Annotated in this window: 19 protein-coding genes; 9 read left to right on the top strand and 10 right to left on the bottom strand. The window is 34.9% G+C overall.

The genetic code is table 11. The features are described 5' to 3' along the window. Window positions 1-77 precede the first annotated feature (77 nt). A complete protein-coding gene (locus tag BLQ56_RS08440) occupies window positions 78-581 on the top strand; it encodes a type 1 glutamine amidotransferase domain-containing protein (RefSeq protein WP_090852244.1) in 504 nt (167 codons plus the stop codon). Window positions 582-646: 65 nt separating this feature from the next. On the opposite strand, the gene BLQ56_RS08435 is transcribed toward BLQ56_RS08440, so the two are convergent. Continuing rightward, entirely contained in the window at window positions 647-1,579 is a 933-nt protein-coding gene (locus tag BLQ56_RS08435; protein ID WP_090852242.1) for a DMT family transporter, read from the bottom strand. Window positions 1,580-1,751: 172 nt separating this feature from the next. On the opposite strand from BLQ56_RS08435, the gene BLQ56_RS08430 reads away from it, so the two are divergent. Together BLQ56_RS08430 and BLQ56_RS08425 are read left to right on the top strand one after the other, a co-directional pair. Then, window positions 1,752-2,414: an MOSC domain-containing protein gene (locus BLQ56_RS08430; protein WP_090852239.1), complete on the top strand. Its 663-nt coding sequence runs from the start codon at window positions 1,752-1,754 to the stop codon at window positions 2,412-2,414. Between the two features lie 4 nt (window positions 2,415-2,418). Further along, complete coding sequence (locus tag BLQ56_RS08425; RefSeq protein WP_238457220.1) at window positions 2,419-2,886, top strand: DUF3052 domain-containing protein; 468 nt, start codon at window positions 2,419-2,421, stop codon at window positions 2,884-2,886. Window positions 2,887-2,944: 58 nt separating this feature from the next. Here BLQ56_RS08425 and BLQ56_RS08420 read toward each other — a convergent pair whose 3' ends face one another. Together BLQ56_RS08420 and BLQ56_RS08415 are read right to left on the bottom strand one after the other, a co-directional pair. Beyond that, a complete protein-coding gene (locus tag BLQ56_RS08420; RefSeq protein ID WP_090852234.1) occupies window positions 2,945-3,391 on the bottom strand; it encodes a DUF2663 family protein in 447 nt (148 codons plus the stop codon). 130 nt (window positions 3,392-3,521) lie between these two features. Next, complete coding sequence (locus BLQ56_RS08415; protein ID WP_090852231.1) at window positions 3,522-3,785, bottom strand: hypothetical protein; 264 nt, start codon at window positions 3,783-3,785, stop codon at window positions 3,522-3,524. Between the two features lie 208 nt (window positions 3,786-3,993). On the opposite strand from BLQ56_RS08415, the gene BLQ56_RS08410 reads away from it, so the two are divergent. Continuing rightward, window positions 3,994-5,355 carry a sodium-dependent transporter gene (locus BLQ56_RS08410; protein ID WP_090852227.1) on the top strand — a complete coding sequence of 454 codons (1,362 nt, stop codon included), beginning with the start codon at window positions 3,994-3,996 and terminating at the stop codon, window positions 5,353-5,355. Window positions 5,356-5,411: 56 nt separating this feature from the next. Here the strand turns inward: BLQ56_RS08410 and BLQ56_RS08405 are convergent, their stop codons facing one another. Both BLQ56_RS08405 and BLQ56_RS08400 read right to left on the bottom strand, forming a co-directional pair. Next, on the bottom strand, window positions 5,412-6,002 hold the full coding sequence (locus BLQ56_RS08405) for a guanylate kinase (protein ID WP_090852224.1): 591 nt from the start codon (window positions 6,000-6,002) through the stop codon (window positions 5,412-5,414). A 172-nt stretch (window positions 6,003-6,174) separates the two neighbouring features. Further along, complete coding sequence (locus BLQ56_RS08400) at window positions 6,175-7,764, bottom strand: aspartate:alanine exchanger family transporter (protein WP_090852949.1); 1,590 nt, start codon at window positions 7,762-7,764, stop codon at window positions 6,175-6,177. A gap of 252 nt (window positions 7,765-8,016) precedes the next feature. On the opposite strand from BLQ56_RS08400, the gene BLQ56_RS08395 reads away from it, so the two are divergent. Beyond that, window positions 8,017-9,018, top strand: coding sequence for an LLM class flavin-dependent oxidoreductase (locus BLQ56_RS08395; protein WP_090852221.1), 1,002 nt, complete (start codon window positions 8,017-8,019; stop codon window positions 9,016-9,018). A 96-nt stretch (window positions 9,019-9,114) separates the two neighbouring features. On the opposite strand, the gene BLQ56_RS23420 is transcribed toward BLQ56_RS08395, so the two are convergent. Then, window positions 9,115-9,282: an SE1832 family protein gene (locus tag BLQ56_RS23420; RefSeq protein ID WP_175490236.1), complete on the bottom strand. Its 168-nt coding sequence runs from the start codon at window positions 9,280-9,282 to the stop codon at window positions 9,115-9,117. 169 nt (window positions 9,283-9,451) lie between these two features. Here BLQ56_RS23420 and BLQ56_RS08390 point away from each other — a divergent pair, with 169 nt between their 5' ends. Beyond that, a complete protein-coding gene (locus tag BLQ56_RS08390) occupies window positions 9,452-10,381 on the top strand; it encodes a glycoside hydrolase family 43 protein (RefSeq protein WP_090852219.1) in 930 nt (309 codons plus the stop codon). A gap of 132 nt (window positions 10,382-10,513) precedes the next feature. On the opposite strand, the gene BLQ56_RS08385 is transcribed toward BLQ56_RS08390, so the two are convergent. The 3 genes from BLQ56_RS08385 to BLQ56_RS08375 all read right to left on the bottom strand — a co-directional run bounded on the left by BLQ56_RS08385 (window position 10,514) and on the right by BLQ56_RS08375 (window position 13,173). Beyond that, window positions 10,514-11,155: a cell wall hydrolase gene (locus BLQ56_RS08385; RefSeq protein WP_090852217.1), complete on the bottom strand. Its 642-nt coding sequence runs from the start codon at window positions 11,153-11,155 to the stop codon at window positions 10,514-10,516. Between the two features lie 176 nt (window positions 11,156-11,331). Continuing rightward, window positions 11,332-12,588, bottom strand: coding sequence for an MFS transporter (locus BLQ56_RS08380; RefSeq protein ID WP_090852215.1), 1,257 nt, complete (start codon window positions 12,586-12,588; stop codon window positions 11,332-11,334). 78 nt (window positions 12,589-12,666) lie between these two features. Beyond that, on the bottom strand, window positions 12,667-13,173 hold the full coding sequence (locus BLQ56_RS08375) for a hypothetical protein (RefSeq protein ID WP_090852212.1): 507 nt from the start codon (window positions 13,171-13,173) through the stop codon (window positions 12,667-12,669). A gap of 103 nt (window positions 13,174-13,276) precedes the next feature. Here BLQ56_RS08375 and BLQ56_RS08370 point away from each other — a divergent pair, with 103 nt between their 5' ends. Beyond that, entirely contained in the window at window positions 13,277-13,861 is a 585-nt protein-coding gene (locus tag BLQ56_RS08370; RefSeq protein ID WP_090852208.1) for a vWA domain-containing protein, read from the top strand. A gap of 90 nt (window positions 13,862-13,951) precedes the next feature. On the opposite strand, the gene BLQ56_RS08365 is transcribed toward BLQ56_RS08370, so the two are convergent. Next, a complete protein-coding gene (locus BLQ56_RS08365) occupies window positions 13,952-14,206 on the bottom strand; it encodes a transcriptional regulator SplA domain-containing protein (protein ID WP_090852205.1) in 255 nt (84 codons plus the stop codon). Between the two features lie 163 nt (window positions 14,207-14,369). Between BLQ56_RS08365 and BLQ56_RS08360 the strand changes: the two genes are divergently transcribed. Then, the gene (locus tag BLQ56_RS08360; protein ID WP_090852202.1) at window positions 14,370-17,354 is read left to right on the top strand and encodes a PD-(D/E)XK nuclease family protein; all 2,985 of its coding nucleotides are present in this window, start codon (window positions 14,370-14,372) and stop codon (window positions 17,352-17,354) included. After that, on the top strand, window positions 17,347-20,556 hold the full coding sequence (locus BLQ56_RS08355; protein ID WP_090852200.1) for a UvrD-helicase domain-containing protein: 3,210 nt from the start codon (window positions 17,347-17,349) through the stop codon (window positions 20,554-20,556). The genes BLQ56_RS08360 and BLQ56_RS08355 overlap by 8 nt, the downstream gene beginning before the upstream one ends. Window positions 20,557-20,655: the final 99 nt, after the last annotated feature.

Raw genomic sequence — 20,655 nt, 5'->3', positions numbered from 1 at the left:
CAAAAACATATCCTTTGTATTTGAAATTTATTTCAATTATAGTAGTAAATATAGTAAAGATTATTGGAGGTAATATGATGGCAAAAGTAGCATTTCTTCTAGCAAGTTATTATGAAGATTCTGAAATGGTGAACCCATATAACGCTATTCGTGAAGCGGGACATGAAACAACAATCATTGGTTTAGAAAAAGATTCTGTGTGTAATGGCAAAAATGGAACCTCTTACACAACAGAATTATCAGCCTCAGAAGTTAAAGCTGCAGACTATGATGCAATTGTTATTCCTGGTGGAGGAGCACCTGAAGCATTACGAGTTAACGAAGATATTGTTCGTTTTGTTAAGGAAGCTAATCAACAAGGGAAAGTAATTGCGGGAATCTGTCATGGACCACAAGTTATGATTAGTGCTGACATACTCAAAGGTAAAGAAGCAACCAGCTATATCGGAATTCGTGACGATGTTAAACTTGCTGGTGCAAATTTCAAAGATGAGGAAGTTGTAGTAGGTGAAAATATCATCACTTCTCGTACACCAAAGGACGAACCAGCATTTATCCGTGAGATATTAGCAAAATTATAAATGAGTAAGCCCGGGACAAAATCTTCCCGGGCTTTTATATGTTCATGTAGCATTTTTTTTCAGGTTTAGCTTACAACTTTTTCTTCGAGTTTTTTCTTCGGTAAATTCGTTTTCTTTGTTTGGGTCCCAACATAAACCCCTGTTAATACACAGATAGCACCAACCGCATGTGCCCATGTGAAAGTCTCACCTAGAAACAAGGTAGCCATGATGACAGCTGACAATGGCATCACATTTATAAAAATAGATGCTTTAGCCGCTCCAACCTCCTTGATCCCATGATAATACATAACAAATGAAACGACTGTTACAAAAACACTCATGTGAGCGATTGCTATCCAAACATTAAATGGAGCCTGTTGTATATCTAACCAACTAGTTTCCAGTATTGCAAATGGAAATAAGAATATCGTTCCAAATGCAACTGCATAAGTGGTTGACACAACTGAGCTATATTTCTTTAAAACTATTTTTCCAACGACACTGTATAATGCCCAACTGATCACTGCACCTAACAGAATAAAATCAATAGGTTCAAAGCCCATTTGTAAAAGAGTAACTAAATGTCCATCAGTAATGATAAAGGTAACTCCAGTTAATGCAATTAACATTCCAATAATGTTATTTTGAGTAATTTTTTCTTTTAAAAACAGTCCAGATAGAAGTACAATCAATACAGGATTGGATGCTATAAATAGAGAGCTTTTAATTACAGGTGCATGTTTGCTGGAAAGGAAAAAACAAATATTATAAATTGCAATTCCAGTTAAACCTAACACAGCAAATAAACCATAGTCTTTTAAAGTAGGCTTTATTTTCTCTTTATCCATTAACCACATTAATGGAAACAAAAGTAAAGCAGCTCCAAAGAATCGTATAAATGCAATGGTTGAAGGTTCAAAGCTCTGTATAGCCACTTTTCCTGCAATAAATGCGCTTCCCCATGTTGCCGTTGCCAAAGTAAGCATCCCATATGTTAGCCATAATTTCTTTTCCATTAATAATCTCCTAGTTTCTCTTCATTTTTATAAATTGTATTGTACCATTTTTTTCGATAATCGAAATAACTTATTTTAATTATCTTTCAATTAATTACTATATTTATTTTTATGTTCTTGATTGCCCAACATACTAGAGGATAAAATGAAAAAGGGGAGTGGAGGGAAAATCATGAGCAATAGAGAGATTATATATATAAGTAAAGGGCATCCAGTAAATAAGACGTTCGAAGGGAATGAATATCATTCTGGAATCTGGAAAAACCTAAGTGATCAGCTTGATGTCGGTTTTCTTAGTATTTCGGGAGATTCAGTAGCAAACCATGTCAACCATGGTGGAAAAGAACGAGTCGTTTGTTACTATCCATATGAACACTATACATATTGGAAAGAAGAATTTGGTCAAACCTTAACTACTTCGGCATTCGGTGAAAACATAACTGGTTTGAATATGAAAGAAGATGAAGTGTGTGTAGGTGATATTTTTCAAGTTGGAGAAGCAATTCTCCAAGTATCACAAGGAAGATTTCCATGTGTCACAATTAATAAGCGAAATAATAATCCTCTTTTATTAAAAAGAATCATTGAAACAGGATATACTGGTTATTTTTTTAGAGTACTAAAAGAAGGTAGGATTAAGCTAAATTCTGAGATTAAGCAACTTTCTGCCCATCCGATGGGAATAACTGTTTCAGAAATTCATCATCTCTATTTCCACAAGCAATCAGTCACTTTAGGCGAAATAGACCGTGTATTGAACTTAGAAGCACTAGCAGAGCAATGGAAGAAATTACTTATTGGGAAGAAAAGTCAGTTAAATGTTGGGGAGGGTTAAGCAATTGTCAGAAGAAGAGGCCTTACAAATTATAAAAAAATTACAATTTAAAGATAACGGACAACCTGTACTTATTTTAAATGCTCCTAAATCATACGACATTATTAAGGCTGTTTTTGTCGGTGATGTACATCAGGAAGCAATAAATGAGATCTACGATTTTGTTCAAGTTTTTGGCACTAGTAATGAAGAGCTACAAACTAATGCAAGAATAGGATTAAAAAAACTCCAAGTTAATGGACTTTTATGGCTTTGTTATCCAAAAAAGACATCCAAAACCTATAAAGAATCTGATTGTAGCCGAGATCGCGTTGCAGGCTTACTGTCCATAGAAGGCTTTGAACCTGTTCGTCAAATTGCCATTGATGAAGATTGGTCTGCACTACGTTTCAAAAAAACCGAGAACATAAAGACAATGACAAGAAAGTTTGCGGTTACTGATAAGGGAAAAGAACGAACACAAGTAGAGTAAGAAATGGAAAAAAGAGTCTCCCCTAAGTACAAGCACTTATAGGGAAGACTCTTTTCATTTATGTCTTATGATTAATTCTTATTTTATATGTGCGATAAAGATAATCGAAAATTAGACTGTTTGCATCATCATATTTTTTGTACCATTCTTTATTTGATAAATCAACGATTTCGCTTTTTAGTGATTTAAAATCACTTTTCGCATTTTCTTTAAGGTTATGTGTCAAAGTGGTAGTAAAAAGGAGGGCAATATTAAGAAATAAGTCCATAATAATATTTCGATCATTAAAGATAAAATCAACTACTGGATTTAAACCAGGAAAAAAGGAAAAATGAAAATAATATTTCGTCATCGTGAAAATTAATATTGTAATTAGGAACATCATTAATTTGAAGTGAAGAGCCTTGTAATAATTATGTTTTCGATCAAACTCAATTAATCGTTCTAGAGAATCCTTGTCCTCTTTCGTAACAGGACTCCCAGCTTGATTCCAAGGAGCGTCCATACATTTTCCTCCAATCACAGTATAACTTGTCTATATACTATTAATATGTATGAATGTACAGAGTATGATTGATCAATAAAAAAAGACCTAAACTCTCCCTTATCCATTAGAGAGAGTAGGTCTAATCGAATCATTGACTAAATCCAGTAAATACTAAGAAGAATCCAGCGATTACGAGTAAAATAACCAGTAGAACTAATAGGACTGAAATAATTACGATGATCCAACCAGCAACTTTCCTACCTGTTTTAATTAGGTAAATACCAAGAACGATTGGGCCAAATACAAATCCTAAAACCCCCCATAACCATGGGCTTTTGTCATGCTTTGGTGCATCAATTGCTAAGTAAATTGTAATTGCAATAGATATAAGAAGACCAAAACTTAATTCCATGTTAATTCCTCCTCAAAAAAAATTAAACTTCCATTTAATAATATACTTTAACAAGGATTATATCATTACTATTTAAATCTGTTCAAAAAATTAATCACCATAGGAAAACTTGTGGGGACATCTATAGCAAGAATGAAAAAGACTTAATTTTTTTAAAAGTATAGTGTATTATACGTAAGTACGACTTTTTACAGAGAGGATTTATTATATGTCACAACAACAAGAGCAATGGAAGTCTAAAATTGGATTTATTTTTGCTGCCGCAGGTTCTGCAATTGGCTTGGGAGCGATTTGGAAATTTCCATACGTAGCAGGAACGGGAGGAGGCGGAGCTTTTTTCCTAGTTTTCTTACTATTTACTTTACTATTAGGGTGGCCATTACTAATTGGTGAATTCACTGTTGGACGAAAAGGGCAAACTGATGCGATTTCAACCTACCGAAAGCTAGCACCTAATACAAATTGGGCAATTATAGGAAAAATAGGTGTTTTCACTAACTTTTTGCTCCTTTCATTTTATAGTGTAGTCGGTGGATGGATTGTCCTATATTTAGTTGAAGCTTTGACTGGGAGATTATCAGGATTATCACAGGAAGCTTATGGACAAAGGTTTGGTGAGGTTATTTCAAATCCTACCTCAACATTACTTGCACAATTAATCTTTATCTTACTAACAGTTATTGTAGTTGCGCAAGGTGTTCAAAAGGGAATTGAAAAAGCTAGTAAGATAATGATGCCAGCATTGTTTATATTATTCGTTATATTAGTAATACGTTCACTGACACTAGATGGGGCAATGGAAGGAGTCAAATTTATACTAGTTCCTGACTTTACCAAGCTTTCTTCTGAAACTATTTCATTCGCACTTGGACAAGCATTCTTTACATTATCAATTGGAGCATCTGTAATGGTTACATATGCCTCTTACTTACCAAAGACACAGAATCTTCCCAAGTCAGCACTATCTATTATCGTGATGAATATTGCGATTGCTTTGTTAGCGGGTCTTGCTATTTTCCCAGGTGTTTTTGCATTTGGACTTGAACCAAATGCAGGACCAGTTTTAATTTTCACCGTATTACCAGTTGTATTTGATCAACTACCTTTTGGATTTTTCTTTTTAATTTCTTTCTTAATTCTATTTTTATTTGCAGCTTTGACTTCTGCTTTTTCAATGATTGAAATTATTGTTGCAACGTTAACTAAAAATGATCAAAAGAAACGGAAAAAATATACATGGATCATTGGACTGTTAATTTTCATTGTAGGTGTTCCTTCATGTTTATCTTATGGGGTAATGGCTGATTACAAAATTTTTGATCGGATATTTTTCGATCTAATTGATTACTTAGTAAGTAATATATTACTACCATTAGGTGCTTTACTGATTTCTATTTTCATCTCTTATAAAGTTCCGAAGAATGAGCTTTTTGAAGAGATAAGACAAGGATCTTCTATAGGAAAAGTAGCCTTTGCTCTATGGCTTTTTATTATAAAGTACATTACGCCAATTGCGATTATTGTTGTGTTCCTAGATGCAATAGGTCTTTTAGATTGGTTTATTAGATAAGAATAAGGCTGCTCCAAAACTTTGTGGTAAACACTAAGATTTGGAGCAGCCTTATATTAATAATCCGTTACAATTAACTTTCTGTCTAAGTATGATTCGATCACTTCACTAATTTGGAAAGAAACTTGAGGTAAGTCATAATTTTGAAAAACATGTTCACATTCTTCTTTATAATCCATTGTCTTGTCATAATAATTCATATGACGTTGAATCGCTTGGTCATCATCGCCACGTTCTTTTTGTCTTTGAATGACAGTATCTCTATCAGCAGAAATAAAGATTCGGACAACCTGGTCTTTATATAAATCTTTTAACAGTTGCGCACCCTCGATATTCATCGTTAAGTAAACTACCTTATGTTTGCTGAAAATCTTATCTATATCTATTTCGCGAATCCCATAATGGTATCCTTCAATTAGAACACTTTCCAGGAATTCACCTTGTTGCTTCATTTGTAAAAATGTTTCCTCACTTACAAAATGATAATCTTTTCCATTGCTTTCAAAAGGACGAGGATCACGAGTTGTGAATGAAGGAACTGTTTCCATATCAAACGCTGTTGCAACCATCTTTGCTAAGGTTTTTCTACCTGACCCATCTGGTCCTGTGTAAATGAAAAGCATCTCTTTTTCTTTTAACTGATACATAGGTACCTCCTTAAAGGATAATAGATAATTACTTATATGATTATAGCATATTTAGGATGTTATTCTAAATAAAGCAAGATAATCTATTATATACCAATATTAATTAATATTATGTAAGGAGGGGAGAATATACCCACTCTTTTTCATCAAAAGTATGTTCTTAATAGTCGTTCTATAGGAAAAAGATAAGTAGCTGTGATGTAATAGCAACTAAAATAAGTGCAAAGGGATATGCTGCTGCATAAGCAATTGCAGGATCTTCAGAGTCTATAAGTTGGTTAACAGAACCTAATCCTGGTGTGCTTGTCATTCCACCGCAGAGGGCGCCTAATGAATGAACAATGCTTAAGCGGAAGAGTTTTCTAGCAAGAAGAAAACCAACAACCATAGGCAGAATCGTGATGAGCGCACCTCCAACTAACAAACTTAAACCCTCTGTTTGAATGACTTCTACTATACCCTGACCAGCTGTTGTTCCTGCACCCGCTAGAAACAAAGCAAGCCCAATATCACGAATTACTTGATTTGAAGGTTGATAATAGCGTGCTTGAATCGGACCTAATTTACCAAAGTGACCAATTATTAGGGCTACAAATAAAGGTCCTCCTGCAACACCTAAGGTAATTATACCTAATCCGGGTAAATGAATGGGAATCATTCCTACCAAAATACCAACTAAAAGAATGATGCTTAACGAGAATATATGAACATTCGTTACGGTTAGTGTTTTTCTTGTAAAAAGTTTCTCTACATCGTTTAATCTGTCCTCACTACTTACAATAGATAGGACGTCACCTCTTTCTAAACGCATTCTTGAATTTTGGCTATACTCTAATCCACTACGTTCAATTCGTGTAACTGTCACCCCATAATCTCGTCTCAGATTTAATTCCCTTAAGGTTTTACCAATTGTATCTTCTGAATCAACAATTACTCTACGGACTTTAATATGATCAACGTTTTCAAGTGCGGTTGTTACTTTGACACCAACATGATTACAGAAGGCTTCTAGTTCTGACCGAACACCTACTGTCACCAGCCGATCACCATTTAAGATCACAGTATCATTTAAGGCGATAATGTTTCGGTTTCCACGTATAACACGGCTAATGACTACAGAGTTTATTTTTTGAAACTTAAGTTCTTTCAGAGTTCGTTTATTAATTGAGGGGTTAGTTACTTCAATTGTCATGACCTCGGGAGATCGATCATTTCTCACAGGATTATTTGTACGTTGTAAATCTTTTTCTAAATCTACTTTAAGAATCCTAGGTAATAATTGGACAAAAAGCACAACTGCTAACACTCCAAATGGGTATGCAATACCATACCCAACTGATGCCAAAGGGTCGTTTGTTGCTTGAAGTGCTGCAGCAAGACCAGGTGTACTTGTTAAAGCTCCTGTCATAATACCAATACTTAAGGCTGGTGATAGGTGAAAAACCTTCGAAACAATGATTGTTGTTATAGCAGCTACTAATACAATGATTACAGCTATAATTCCAAACACAATTCCATTAGATCGAATCATTCGAAAAAAACGAGGTCCAGCTTGTAATCCCACTGCTACAATAAACAAACTTAGACCGAAATTCTGTACAATTGATGATACTTGATAACCAAAATGACCAAATGTCATAGCTACAAGTAGAATACCCGCTGAACCAAGACTAAGACCCTTAATCTTTGTGTGACCGAGCCATGATCCTATAAATAAGATCACAAATAATAAGACTAGTGGCTCTTGAAGAATCTCATTCATAAATTCCACCTTCGTTACCTCCAATTTCTTATAAAAAACGATACTTCATTATAACTTTTTAAGTGTAAAAAAAAAGAAACCCCATTACAAATTCACTATTTTGCCACAGTAAAGCCTTTTCATTGTGAATAGTTATAGATGATTTTTAGTTTTGAAATAAACCTCACATTATTATGCTAAGCATTATAGTTTGTTTTTCTTAATGAAATTGGTACTATGTAATCAATCCACTAACAAGAAAGGACAGTGTAAATGTCTACAATACACATACCCGTTTCAGTATTAAACCTTGCTCCAATTCGAGATGGAGAAGGACCTAAAGATGCCATTGATTCTATGATAGATTTAGCGCAAGCGACAGAAAAAATGGGTTACTCAAGATACTGGATTGCTGAGCATCATAATACACCTACACTTGTTAGTTCAGCAACTTCAATTTTAATAAAACATACTTTGGAACATACAAACAAGATTAGAGTTGGTTCTGGGGGAGTTATGTTACCTAACCATGCACCTCTAGTGGTTGCTGAACAATTTGGAACGATGGCAACCATCTATCCAGACCGACTAGATTTAGGTCTAGGAAGAGCTCCTGGAACAGATATGCTAACAGCAAGTGCTTTAAGAAGATCACAACATGATTCTGTTTATACTTTTCCTGAAGATGTTGTTTCGTTACTTAATTACTTTGGTCCTGACACTAAACAAGGAAAGGTAAAAGCATATCCTGGTGTTGGAACGAATATTCCTATTTATATACTTGGTTCATCGACAGATTCTGCTTACTTGGCTGCAAAATTAGGTTTGCCTTACGTTTTTGCTTCACATTTTGCACCTACGCATATGGAAGAAGCAATTTCCATTTACCGTAATCGATTCCAGCCGTCGGAATACTTGGATTCACCTTATATGATGGTTTGCTTAAACGTGATAGCAGCAGAAAGCGATGAAGAAGCTACATTTGAAGCTACAACCATGAAACAATTCTTCCTAAATGTTGTTCGAGGAACACAAACGAAGTTAAAGCCTCCAGTTGAGAATATAGACCATATATGGAGTCCATCAGAGAAACAAATAGCGACTTCAATGTCCAGTGTAACTTTATTAGGGGGGAAAAACTCTATCAGAGAACAATTAACTAATTTCCAGGAGAAATATAACGTCAATGAAATTATGGCGGTTTCGTATATTTACGATCCTGAGAAACAGAAACGTTCTTATGAAATCTTGAAAGAAGTAGTAGACGGAATATAAAAATAGATATCCCTGCTACATTTATAGGAAAAGAGGCTACCCCAAAAGAATGTAAAACACTTGAGGGGGAAGCCTCTTTAAATTGGATGAAAGAGTTTATTTTAAAGTCCGATAATATTTAAGATCTTTCTCAATAGTCAATAATTTTTCTTCTTGCTTCTCGATTGAATATCCAAGAGACTCTAATCTTTCCATATCATCCTGTATTCTTATATACTCCATTTTTAGCTCTGCAATTTTATGTTCTATTTCACTAGGTTTCACAAGTCCCACCACTTTCCCTGAAAAGTTATAGTATTAGTTTAACGAATCAATTGAAAATCTACAAACAAAAGACATACTTAAAAAATTTCAAGATTATACCTATTTACTTAATAAAATGATATGATTTTCTATATATCGATTGCTATCAAATTCTAGGAGGAATTCTAAAATGGAAGCGTATTTATTTGTGCACTTTAAAGAGAAAAAAACGCCTGATGGGGAGCAAGTATATTTTGCACTTAGCACTGATGGATTTAACTGGGAAGAGGTGAATGGAGGACAACCCGTTCTCTGGAGTGAAATAGGGGAGAAAGGGGTAAGAGATCATACTATTATTAGAACACTTGATGGGAAATTCTTTATTCTTGCAACAGATTTAAGTCTTGCCAATAGCTTTAATACAAAGTATAAAGGGGATTGGGAGAATATTGGGAGAGAAGGGAGTAAATGTCTTTCAATTTGGGAATCGGACGATCTTGTTAATTGGTCTGAACAAAGATTGATTGAATTAGGTGATGAAGATTACGGTTGTCTATGGGCTCCAGATATCATTTACGACCATAAACATGAAGATTATGTTATTCATTGGTCATCTTCCCACGCCTCAAATAATTACGGGAATAAAGCCATTTTTAATACTAGAACAAAGGATTTTAAGAACTTTTCTCAAGCAAAGATTTTATGCAGGAAGGATGATAGTGGTATCATCGATTCTGCCATATACGAAGAAAAAGGTATCTATTATCGCTTCTTAAAAAGTGAAAAGAATCCAGCTGGAATTATTTTAGAAAAAGGAAAAACACTTACAGGTGAATTTACTAGAATTCATGATTTTGATAAAGAAATGGAAAAGCTTGGTCATCATGCCTATGAAGCGCCTACAGCTTTTAAACTCAGTAACGGCAAATGGTGCCTCATGTTGGACTTTTACGGTGTAGAAGGGGAAGGTCAGGGTTATGTTCCCTTTATCGCAGATAATATAGATAGCGGCCGCTTTATCCGTTCAGATGAAAGGTTCAACTTTCCTTACCGCTTCAAACACGGAACTGTTCTTTCGATTACAATGGATGAATACAACCGTATAAGAAATTGGAAGTAAATGATAATTAAACGTTTTGTGAATAGTACCTAACTTAAATGATGTCTTACGCCTGTCATTCACTCTAGTAATATAGTAAGAGGTCTGGTGATAGGCGTTCGTTCTTTATATGGCAATGGAAGTAAATCTAAATTAATATTTAAAAACATGTTGTCCTATAACGACAGCTGTTGCTCTAGAATCTAGCCAACGACTCGTTGCAATTGTAGGGTTGTAAAAGAATAATGAACCTTGAGCAATAGATCTCATATCGGTTAAAGCTGCATGTACTGCCCTAATAGATTCCTCGTCAGCAGGTTTATTAATCTGGCCATTTGAAACTGGTTGAAATTGGCGTGGCTGATAAATAACTTCTTTGATCGAATTAGGAAATAAATCACTTTCTACTCTATTCAAAACAACCGCGGCCACTGCAACTTTTCCCTCAAATGGCTCTGATTGGGCTTCAGCTCGTACAATTCTAGCCAATAAATCTAGTTCATTTGCAGAAAAACTAGCATTTTCTTCATTCGGCACACTTACAGTGTTAGAGCTTGCAGTATTTACAATTGGTTCAGAATGATCAATGGATTTATCGGTATTTATCTGTTGACCAACGTAAATCAGGTCAAGATTCTTTACTTGTGGGTTAGCCTGTGCCAACTCTTCTAAGGTTAATCCAGTTTCTTTAGCTATTTTTGACATCGTATCACCTTTTTCAACCGTATAAGCAAAAGCATGCTCAGCAAAGAAAAAAGAAGCAAGTAACGTAAACAATAATATTATTTTTTTCATAAATATTAATCCTCCTAATTAGTCAAGTATTTGGACAACTTCTTTATACCTCTATTTCTATGAAAAAAAAGTAAAACATAGTATTACAATTTCTTTACATTAGAAGAGGTAGACTTATAGGAAGAGTTTTAACCAACAAAAAACTGGCTCAACAGGCAGCCAGTTTCTCTAAGTAATTATTGATTAATTTCCTTTAATCGTTGGTCTGATGGTAAGAACATCGTTAATATTCCTATTAAGGGGATAGAAGCAATTATAAGCATCGTGCTTGGAAGGCCAATTAAATCAGCAATCCACCCAATTGCAATCGAACCTACTGCACCCATTCCAAATGCTAAGCCAACGATTAGTCCAGAAACGGTCCCGATTTTTCCTGGTACTAGTTCCTGGGCATAAACAACGGTAACGGAAAAACTAGATAAAATAATAAAGCCTATTACAGAGATAAGCAAATATGAAGTAACAGGACCTGAATATGGCAAAAGTAAAGCCAAAGGTGCTGAACCTAACATCGAGAAGAAAATCATATTTCTTTTTCCAAATCTATCTGCAAGCGGCCCCCCTGCAAAGGTACCGATCGCACCCGCAGCTAAAAATATAAAAATATAAACCTGTGCTTGCGAGATTGTTAGATTAAATTTATCAATAACATAAAAAGCGAAAAAGTTAGTAATTCCAGCGTGAAACCAAGATCTAGCAAAAACTAAAAAAATTAGGAGACAAATCGAATAAAAAACAATTTTCTTTTTTTCATGGTTAGGTAAGTGTACTTCGGTTTTTTCAATTTTTTTGTTTTTCGTATTTTTTAGAGTAGCATATATCCTTATTTGCTCAGCATACCAACGTGCAATATACATCAGTATGGCTACAGCCAAAGCTGCAACAATTGCAAACCAAATAGCCCCGAATTGACCAAAGGGCACTAAAATTAATGCAGTAATAAGTGGAGCCAACGCTTGGCCTGTATTCCCACCAACCTGAAAAATTGATTGAGCAAGTCCTCTTTTCCCACCAGATGCTGAAGCCATATAGGCTACACGTGAACCCTCAGGATGAAAAGTTGCAGAGCCTAATCCAATAAGAATGACAGAAAGAATGATCATCCAAAAGGAAGGAGCAAGTGCTAAACCAATTACACCTACAAATGTGAAACAAAGACCTATTGGTAAAGCGTAAGGTGATGGCTTTTTATCGGTATATACACCTATCATTGGTTGAATGATGGACGCCGTTAAATTAAGTGCAAAAGCAATCAAACCTAATTGTGTAAAAGAAAGACCCATTGACTGTTCCAATATTGGGAACATAGCAGGAACAACAGCCTGAATTGAGTCGTTAAGTAAATGCACAAATCCAATCATAAATAGAATTTTGTACATCGTTTGTTGTTCTGGAATTTCCTCAGATGCTATCTGTTTTTTTGCAATTCCCATACTCACACTCCTTCCATACTCGAAATAATAGTACATCATAAATCAAAACTTGTTAAGGATTACTTGGCTCCCTACCAATTAAAGAACATTACCTAACGGTTGCAAGCTAAAATACTCTAACGCTTCATTAATGTCTTGAAGACCATAGATCCCTTTATCAATACAAAACTTGATCACTAAATCTGTTGTATCACTTTCCGATAAGGAATATCCTGCAGAACTTAAAAGTAGTTCGGTTTCTGTTTGGTTCAGTTCAAGTGCTAAGGCAAGAGAAATGACTGTGTTTTTTCGAGGGGAGTAGTTTTCACTTGTTCTTATTTTTGAGAAATGTTTTCGGTCAATCCCAGCTTTTTTATAAATTTCTGGATCAGTGGCCCCTTTTTGATCAATGAAGCTAAACAATAACTCTTTAAGAGTGGGCTGACGATTCGTATTTATAAATTCCTCCAACTCATTTTGAAAACGGATGTCTTCCAGAACATACCGCTCTAAAGATTCCGTATACTTTATTTCTTCTAATTCAACAATGTTTAGATGTAGATTGATGTATTCCTGTATCTCATCTAATATCTTTTGATCAATCATAAAATTCCCTCCTAATAAATGTCGCTTTAAAGGCGACCATTACATGGGTTTAAATTGCTACTATTATAACATGAACAATAATCATTAGAGGGGAATGAACATTATGAATAAGAATATTACAGAAATTATTTTTTTACTTGATCGAAGCGGTTCTATGAGTGGGCTTGAAAGAGATACAATTGGTGGATTTAATTCTTTTGTAAATAATCAGAGCAAGTTAGAAGGGGAAACGTTGCTTACAACTGTTCTATTTGATGATGACTATGAGGTACTATGGAATGGTGTGAATGCAAGAAATGTAAAGCTAACTAACAAGGAATACTATGTACGAGGCTGTACTGCACTTCTTGATTCAGTCGGAAAAACCATCTTAGAAGTGGGAAATAGACTAGCTAGGACTATTGAACAGGATAGACCCGGGAAAATAATCTTTGTGATCACTACTGACGGCGAGGAGAATTCTAGTAAAGAATTTACTTATCAAAAAGTAAAAGAACTGATTAAACATCAGCAAGAGAAATACAACTGGGAGTTTATCTTCATGGGAGCCAATATTGATGTTGCGAAAGAAGCTGACAACCTTGGAATAGAAATAGACAATGCATACAGTTTTGAAGCTTCTGAAAAAGGTGTCGATATTATGTATAACGAAATATGCGAGGCCGTGATGGAGAAAAGACATAAGTAAAGTGATTGTATCTAATAATGCCCCGATATAGAAAGAATGCAAGATCGGGGCAAACAAATTTTAATTTATGGAAATGCGGATTATTTCTGCTTAGTGATAAAAATCTTCTCTATCATACATCTCACTATAAGCCCGCTCTGCCGACTCCTCCGAAGAAAAAAATGCATCATCATCCTCAATCGTATGAAATGTTTCATGTAAAAATAGTGCAGATTTGTTTGGATCCTTAGGGTGCTGCACTATTTCTGCCGACATAATGTTGGAAACGGTCGGGGTATGAGGGTTATTATAGATTACATACACTTCATCTCCAGGCTTTACATCTTTTGGATCAATTGTATCCATGCAGGTACCTACTTTCTTTTCAATTTAGTTACTAGTGTTATCCATTTTTCATTCAATTATCAACTATTAGATTTCCTATTATTCCCTTAAGGTTAAAGTAGAATTATAATGAAGGTAAGACAAGAGTATGAAGATTATTGTATCGAGGAGTGACTAAACGAACATGGAATTATTGATTAAAGCGTTACATCAAACTTGTCAAACGAACTTATTAAACGAGAAGATCCTCGTTGTTGATTCTTATTCAATAGGAGAACAAATCATTTCACACTATATGAAGGAAGGTTACAATGCTGTTAACTTGAAGGTGAAAACGGTGCGCGATTTAGCACTGGGATTTATTCATACAAATGATGATTTTTGTAACACTGCAATTGGTTCACATCTTGTCTATTCACTGTTAAAACAGCTTAAGTTTAATAACAGCCTTCGTTATTTTCATAATCTCGAAATCACTCCGAACCTAAGTCATGGTATGTATGAGGTAATCCAAGAACTACGTCTTGCTGGTTATACAAGTAATACCATAAATGATCGTCAATTTGTCATAACTGAAAAAGGACAAGACATTATACATATTCTTAAAAGCTATGAAGAAACATTAAAAGTAAAAAACCTTAAAGATAACTGTAATCTTTATCAAGAAGCCCTCAAAGTAGGGACGAAATTAGATTGTATTTTTTTATTGCAGAGTAATCTAAATCTTAGCCACTTAGAAGAGCAATTCATAGGTAAGATCATATCAGACTATATTGTTCATTTACCATTAACACCCGTATATGGTGTGGTAAAACCTCAAAGTTCAAAATACTCAATGATCATAGAGGGTGAACCAACACCACATAGCTATCTCTATCACCTAGATGCTTCAGAAAATATCAAAGGAAATTTGAGTCTATTTACCACGAAAACAGAAGAGCATGAATTAAAAGAAGTCCTAAAACGAATTGCAAAGAAACAACTTCCTTTTGATCATTGTGCCGTTTACTATAGTCAGAGCAACCCATATATTACGACTATGTATCATCTCTCTGAAGAGCAGAATTTCCCTGTCACTTTTAATGAAGGAATACCTATTCAGTTTACTAAACCTGGCAAACTTATGACAGGTCTACTCAAGTGGATCAAAAGTGCCTACAGTGTGACTGTATTTGTGAATATTCTACAAGAAGGACTGTTGAATATAGAAGGTGATGGCCCTTCAAATTCAACATGGATAACATTATTAAGAAAAGCAAATATTGGCTGGGATGCAACTCGTTATAAGATGATCTTCCAAAACGAAATTAAAAGTGTTGAAACGAAATTAAAGCATGTTGAAGATCAACAAAAACGATTATATCTTAGAGAACTTCGAGAACATCTTTCTTGGTTATCCCATTGGTATCAAACTGTTTTTGAAAAATTACCACCTATCAGCATGCAAAGTAGCATCACTTATGAAACACTTTTACTTGGATTACAAGATATGATACGAAACTATAGTAAGGTTTCTTCTAGCTACGATCTTGCTGCGAAGGAAAGTTTAATTGATACAATAGACAATATCCTGCCATATGTGAATGAAAGCCTTACCGTTCAAGAGGGGATTGAACGACTAGAAGAACTAGTATTACAACTTAAAATAGGTGCTTCGAAACCAAAGCCAGGCTATCTACATTTTTGCTCATTTGAAAATGGGTTATATATTTCTAGAGATCATGTGTTTATTGTTGGTCTAGACAATCAACGTTTTCCTGGGGGAAGTGGAGAAAATCCTTTGCTATTGGATATAGAACGAAAGCGTTTAGGACGATGTATACCACTCTTACAAGAAAAGTCCAAAACCCGATTGTATAAAATGCTTCAAGTTTTAGCTTCATCAAGCAGGAATGTTACTTTAAGCTATTGTCAATTTGATGTAAATGAAAACCGCGCAACGAGCCCAGCACATTTGTTTTTACAGAGCTATCGTCTTCAATCAGGTAATAAAAGTGCAAATTTTAAAGACTTAAAACAATCAATACCCGTAATTGAAGAGAGCATTATCCATTCAAGGGATTGGTGGGCAGATAAATTGAATTCAGCTACTCTTAACCAATTAGAACAACCATTATTAAGTCAATTTGAACACATTTGTCGGGGACTAATAGCAGATGAAGCAAGGCAGAGTGATTCATTTACTGTTTATGATGGAAAAATAATAAGTAATACAAGTAAGTTTGATCCAAGATTAAACAAAAATACAACGATTTCTGCAGGGAAATTAGAAATGTTAGCAACTTGCCCATATTCGTACTTTCTACAGGTAGTCCTAAATATTAAGCCGATTGAGGACACAGTTTATACACAAGAAAGATGGTTAGACCCTGTAGCAAGAGGAACCTTATTACATGAGGTTTTCGAATTATTTTACCGTAAGTTACAAGAACTTAATGAAAAACCATCTTTTGAAAACCATCATTCTCTAATTGTGGAAGTTGCTCAGAATAGTCTTGCTAAAATTAAAGAAATCTTACCACCACCAAGCGAAAATGTAGAATTACAGGAAATTACAGAGGTCTTGGAATCTTGTGAAACGTTTCTGAAACTAGAAGAAGAGAACAGCATCCATGGTTCTCCTAAGTATTTTGAATATTCTTTTGGTGTAGATGGGATTGAACCAGCAATTATTACTTTACCATCAGGAACGTTTCATGTATCAGGGAAAATAGACCGTGTAGATCTACAACCTGATGGAACCTATCATATAATAGATTATAAGACAGGGAGTACATGGGGATACGACGGCAATATTGCCTTTAGAGGTGGTAGACAACTACAACATCTATTGTATACATTAGCAATTGAAAATCACTTATCATTGAATGAGGGAGCTGTTCAAAAAAGCTCTTATCTATTCCCAACGAAAAAAGGTTTAGGACGAGCATATGAACGAAAGCAATTAGAGTCGATTCGGACAAACGGACGAAACATTCTTGAAAATCTATTAACTGTGATTGAACATGGACATTTTACAATGACAGACGACGAAAATGATTGTAAATATTGTCAGTTAAAAGACGTTTGCAGACGTTCTACCTATGACAAAGATCAAGTGGACATCAAACATCAAGATATAGACTCAATTGGTGTGCGAAGCTTTAAGGGGGTAAGAGCTTATGACTAAAAGAGTGGTTGATCAAGAAGCACGAGATAAAATTAAACATTGTTTAAATCAAAACTTTCTAGTCGAAGCTGGAGCAGGCTCGGGTAAGACATCAAGTTTAGTGGATCGAATGGTTAATTTAATATATACGGGAACATGTCAAATCGAAGAAATTGTTGCGATAACCTTTACAAGGAAGGCAGCAGATGAATTAAAGACTCGCTTTCAAAATGAACTTGAGAAAACCTGGAAAAGCGAAAAAAATTTCGAGGTAAAAGAACGACTTGAATTTGCTATCCAAAATATGGAGCAGTGCTTTCTCGGAACGGTTCATTCCTTTTGTGCTCGTTTATTACGTGAACGACCAGTTGAAGCAAAGCTAGATATTTCCTTTAAAGAGCTTGAGGAGGAAGATGATAGACTAATTGCAATAGAAGCTTGGCATAGATATCTTGCAACACTTCAGACACTAGATGTTAAAAGGTTACATACATTAAGAGAGCTTGGTATCGACGATCATATCTTGTTGGATCGGTTTCAGATGCTGAAATCCTATCCTGATGTCGAATGGGCTAAGACCTATACTTCCAAACCAGAGCTTACAGACACATACCAAGCATTTATCAATTTACTTAAGGAAGCAAACCGTTGTATTCCAGAAGAAATAGAGAATGGTCCTGATAACCTACAGAAGTGTATAAGAGAAGCAATACGAATGGATCGTCTGTTACAACTAAATGATCCACTACGAATTTCCGTTTTTGAATTATTTGATAAGAAATCTGCTTATAACATTACACAGAAAAAGTGGACTACGAAAGAGGATAGTAAGGATTACCAAGCAAGAATTCAGGACTTTTTCGAAGGTCGAATTTTACCTTTATTAATGAATTGGCGTCAATTTTGTCATCCAATTATCATTGAATTTTCACAAGGCGCATTAGGTGTTTATGAAGGGATCAAACAGCAACGTTCATTACTCAATTTTCAAGACTTATTAATTAACACCACTCATTTATTGAGGTTTAACCCTGAAGTACGTTCCTATTTTCAAGAAAAATATCGTTTTCTTTTAGTGGATGAATATCAAGATACAGACCCAATCCAAGCAGAGATGATGTTTTATTTAACAAGTGATGATGTAAGTGAAGAAGATTGGAGCAAATGTAAGCCAAGACCTGGTTCATTATTTGTTGTAGGTGATCCTAAACAAGCGATATATCGGTTTCGCCGAGCTGATATTGATATTTACAATAAAGTGAAAGAGTTAATTAAGAACTATGGAGGGGATGTCCTTCAACTTACGATGAACTTTCGAACAGTTGACACGATTACAACTCAATTAAATGATGTATTTCGTTTTCAGTTGCCTGAGGTCGAGACGAGGTATCAAGCTGCATATCGTCCGTTGAACTCCTATCATGAGGAGCAAGAAGAAGGAGTTTCAGGGATTAAAGTTCTTATGGTCCAAGCGGAGTTTACTAAAAATCAAAAAATGATTCTCGAAAAAGACGCTGAAAATATCACATTGTATCTTAAGAAACTGTTACATACAGGCTATGAACCGAAGGAATTTATGATTCTAACTCGATATAATGATGGAATTGATGTATATGCCCGGACATTAGAAGCAGCAGGTATTCCTGTTAGTGTAAGTGGTGAGATGCACATTGGTGCCACTCAACCTTTTAATGAATTGCTCCTATTGTTAAAAACCTTTCTGGATTCAACCGACTCACTCGCTACAGTCGCTACCCTTAGGAGTGTTTGGTTTGGAATAAATGATGAAGAGTTGTTTCAATGGAAGCGAGGAGGAGGCACTTTTTCGATATATGGAGCTAAGATAAAAGAAGTAGATGAACCTGTTACGAATCCAGTACAAAACGCATTAAGTAAACTTAGAATGTATTCAAAATGGGTAGGAACGTATTCACCAGTTGTAGCCATTGTCAAGATTACAGAAGATATTGGTTTTTACCCTTTATTACTAACACTTGGATATGGAAAAAGAGAGTATACTCAATTTTTACAGTTAATTGAAGCAAGTCGTAGGAAAGAAAACGAAGGAACGACATTGTATCATGAAATTGTTACATTTCTTTCTAAAATAATTAAAGAGAAAACGAAGGTCCTCAATCTTGATGAAGATGCTAATTCTGTACAAATTTTAAATGTTCATAAAGCAAAAGGCTTAGAAGCACCGATTGTTTTTTTAGCACATCCTGGTAAGAAGACCGACATCAGTGAACGCATCTTAACTCACATTAGGAGAGAAGATAAGACATCTCAAGGATACTTCAAATTTGTAAAAAAGAATGGTTTCTCATCAAAAACGATTGCAGAACCCATTGAATGGGAGCTTTATAAAGATGAAGAAGAGGCATACCTACTTCAAGAGGAACTCCGAATACTTTATGTTGCTGCTACACGAGCAGAAAAAGCTATGATTATTAGTAGTTGTCAAAAGAAAAATACGAACAATCCATGGAGCATTCTTATTGATGGCTTGAAATATATTGAAGAAATAGTTTTAGAAGAGATTGAGTTAGTCGAAAAACCTCAAATCATTGATACAATCACGCACGAAGAATATCAAAATGAAACTGGTAAACTAACAGATTGGATTGAAATTAGCTCATTGCCTTCATTCGAAAAAATGACTCCTACAGACGATAAAGAAGAAATATACACACTAGAAATTGAACGTGAAAAGGGTGGAGGAAAAGATTGGGGCCTTGTTATTCATGAAGTATTCGAAAAGTTTATTCGAACGCCACTTTCCGGTCATGACATTATGTATATTTTACAAAAGCATGGATTGTCAATCGATAGAGAAAATGAGGTTAAATCTCTAATTCAACAACTCCAACAAACAGAGATCTGGAAAGAAATTCAAGAAGCTGAAAATGTTTTAACGGAAGTTCCTTTCTCAATACCTATTAAGAAAGGGGAGGAATTATATACCCAACTTGAACCTCGAACGATAGCAAATACGATTTTTCTTTCAGGAATCATTGATCTTGTCTATAAGGTCAATGGAAAATGGAAAATCGTAGACTATAAAACTGACCGACCAAAAGATATAGAAGACATCCCTGAACTTACAAACTATTATCGGAAACAAATTGGACTTTATAAAAATGTTTGGAAAAAAATCACTGGTGAAGAGGTTGAAGAAGCAAAACTATACTTTGTTACTCCTGATATTATTAGGTCATGTTGAGTTTAAACAGTAATGATGCATAATACATTCAGAAGAAACATTGTGCGGAAAGTCTTAAAGTTACTGATGCATGACAAGAGCGTTGTACTTATCGGCATG

This window comes from Litchfieldia salsa, assembly GCF_900104555.1.
GTDB classification, from domain to species: Bacteria; Bacillota; Bacilli; order Bacillales; family Bacillaceae_L; genus Litchfieldia; species Litchfieldia salsa.
The sequence above is the reverse complement of the archived record's forward strand: the minus strand, read 5'-3'. Positions and strand labels throughout refer to the sequence as shown.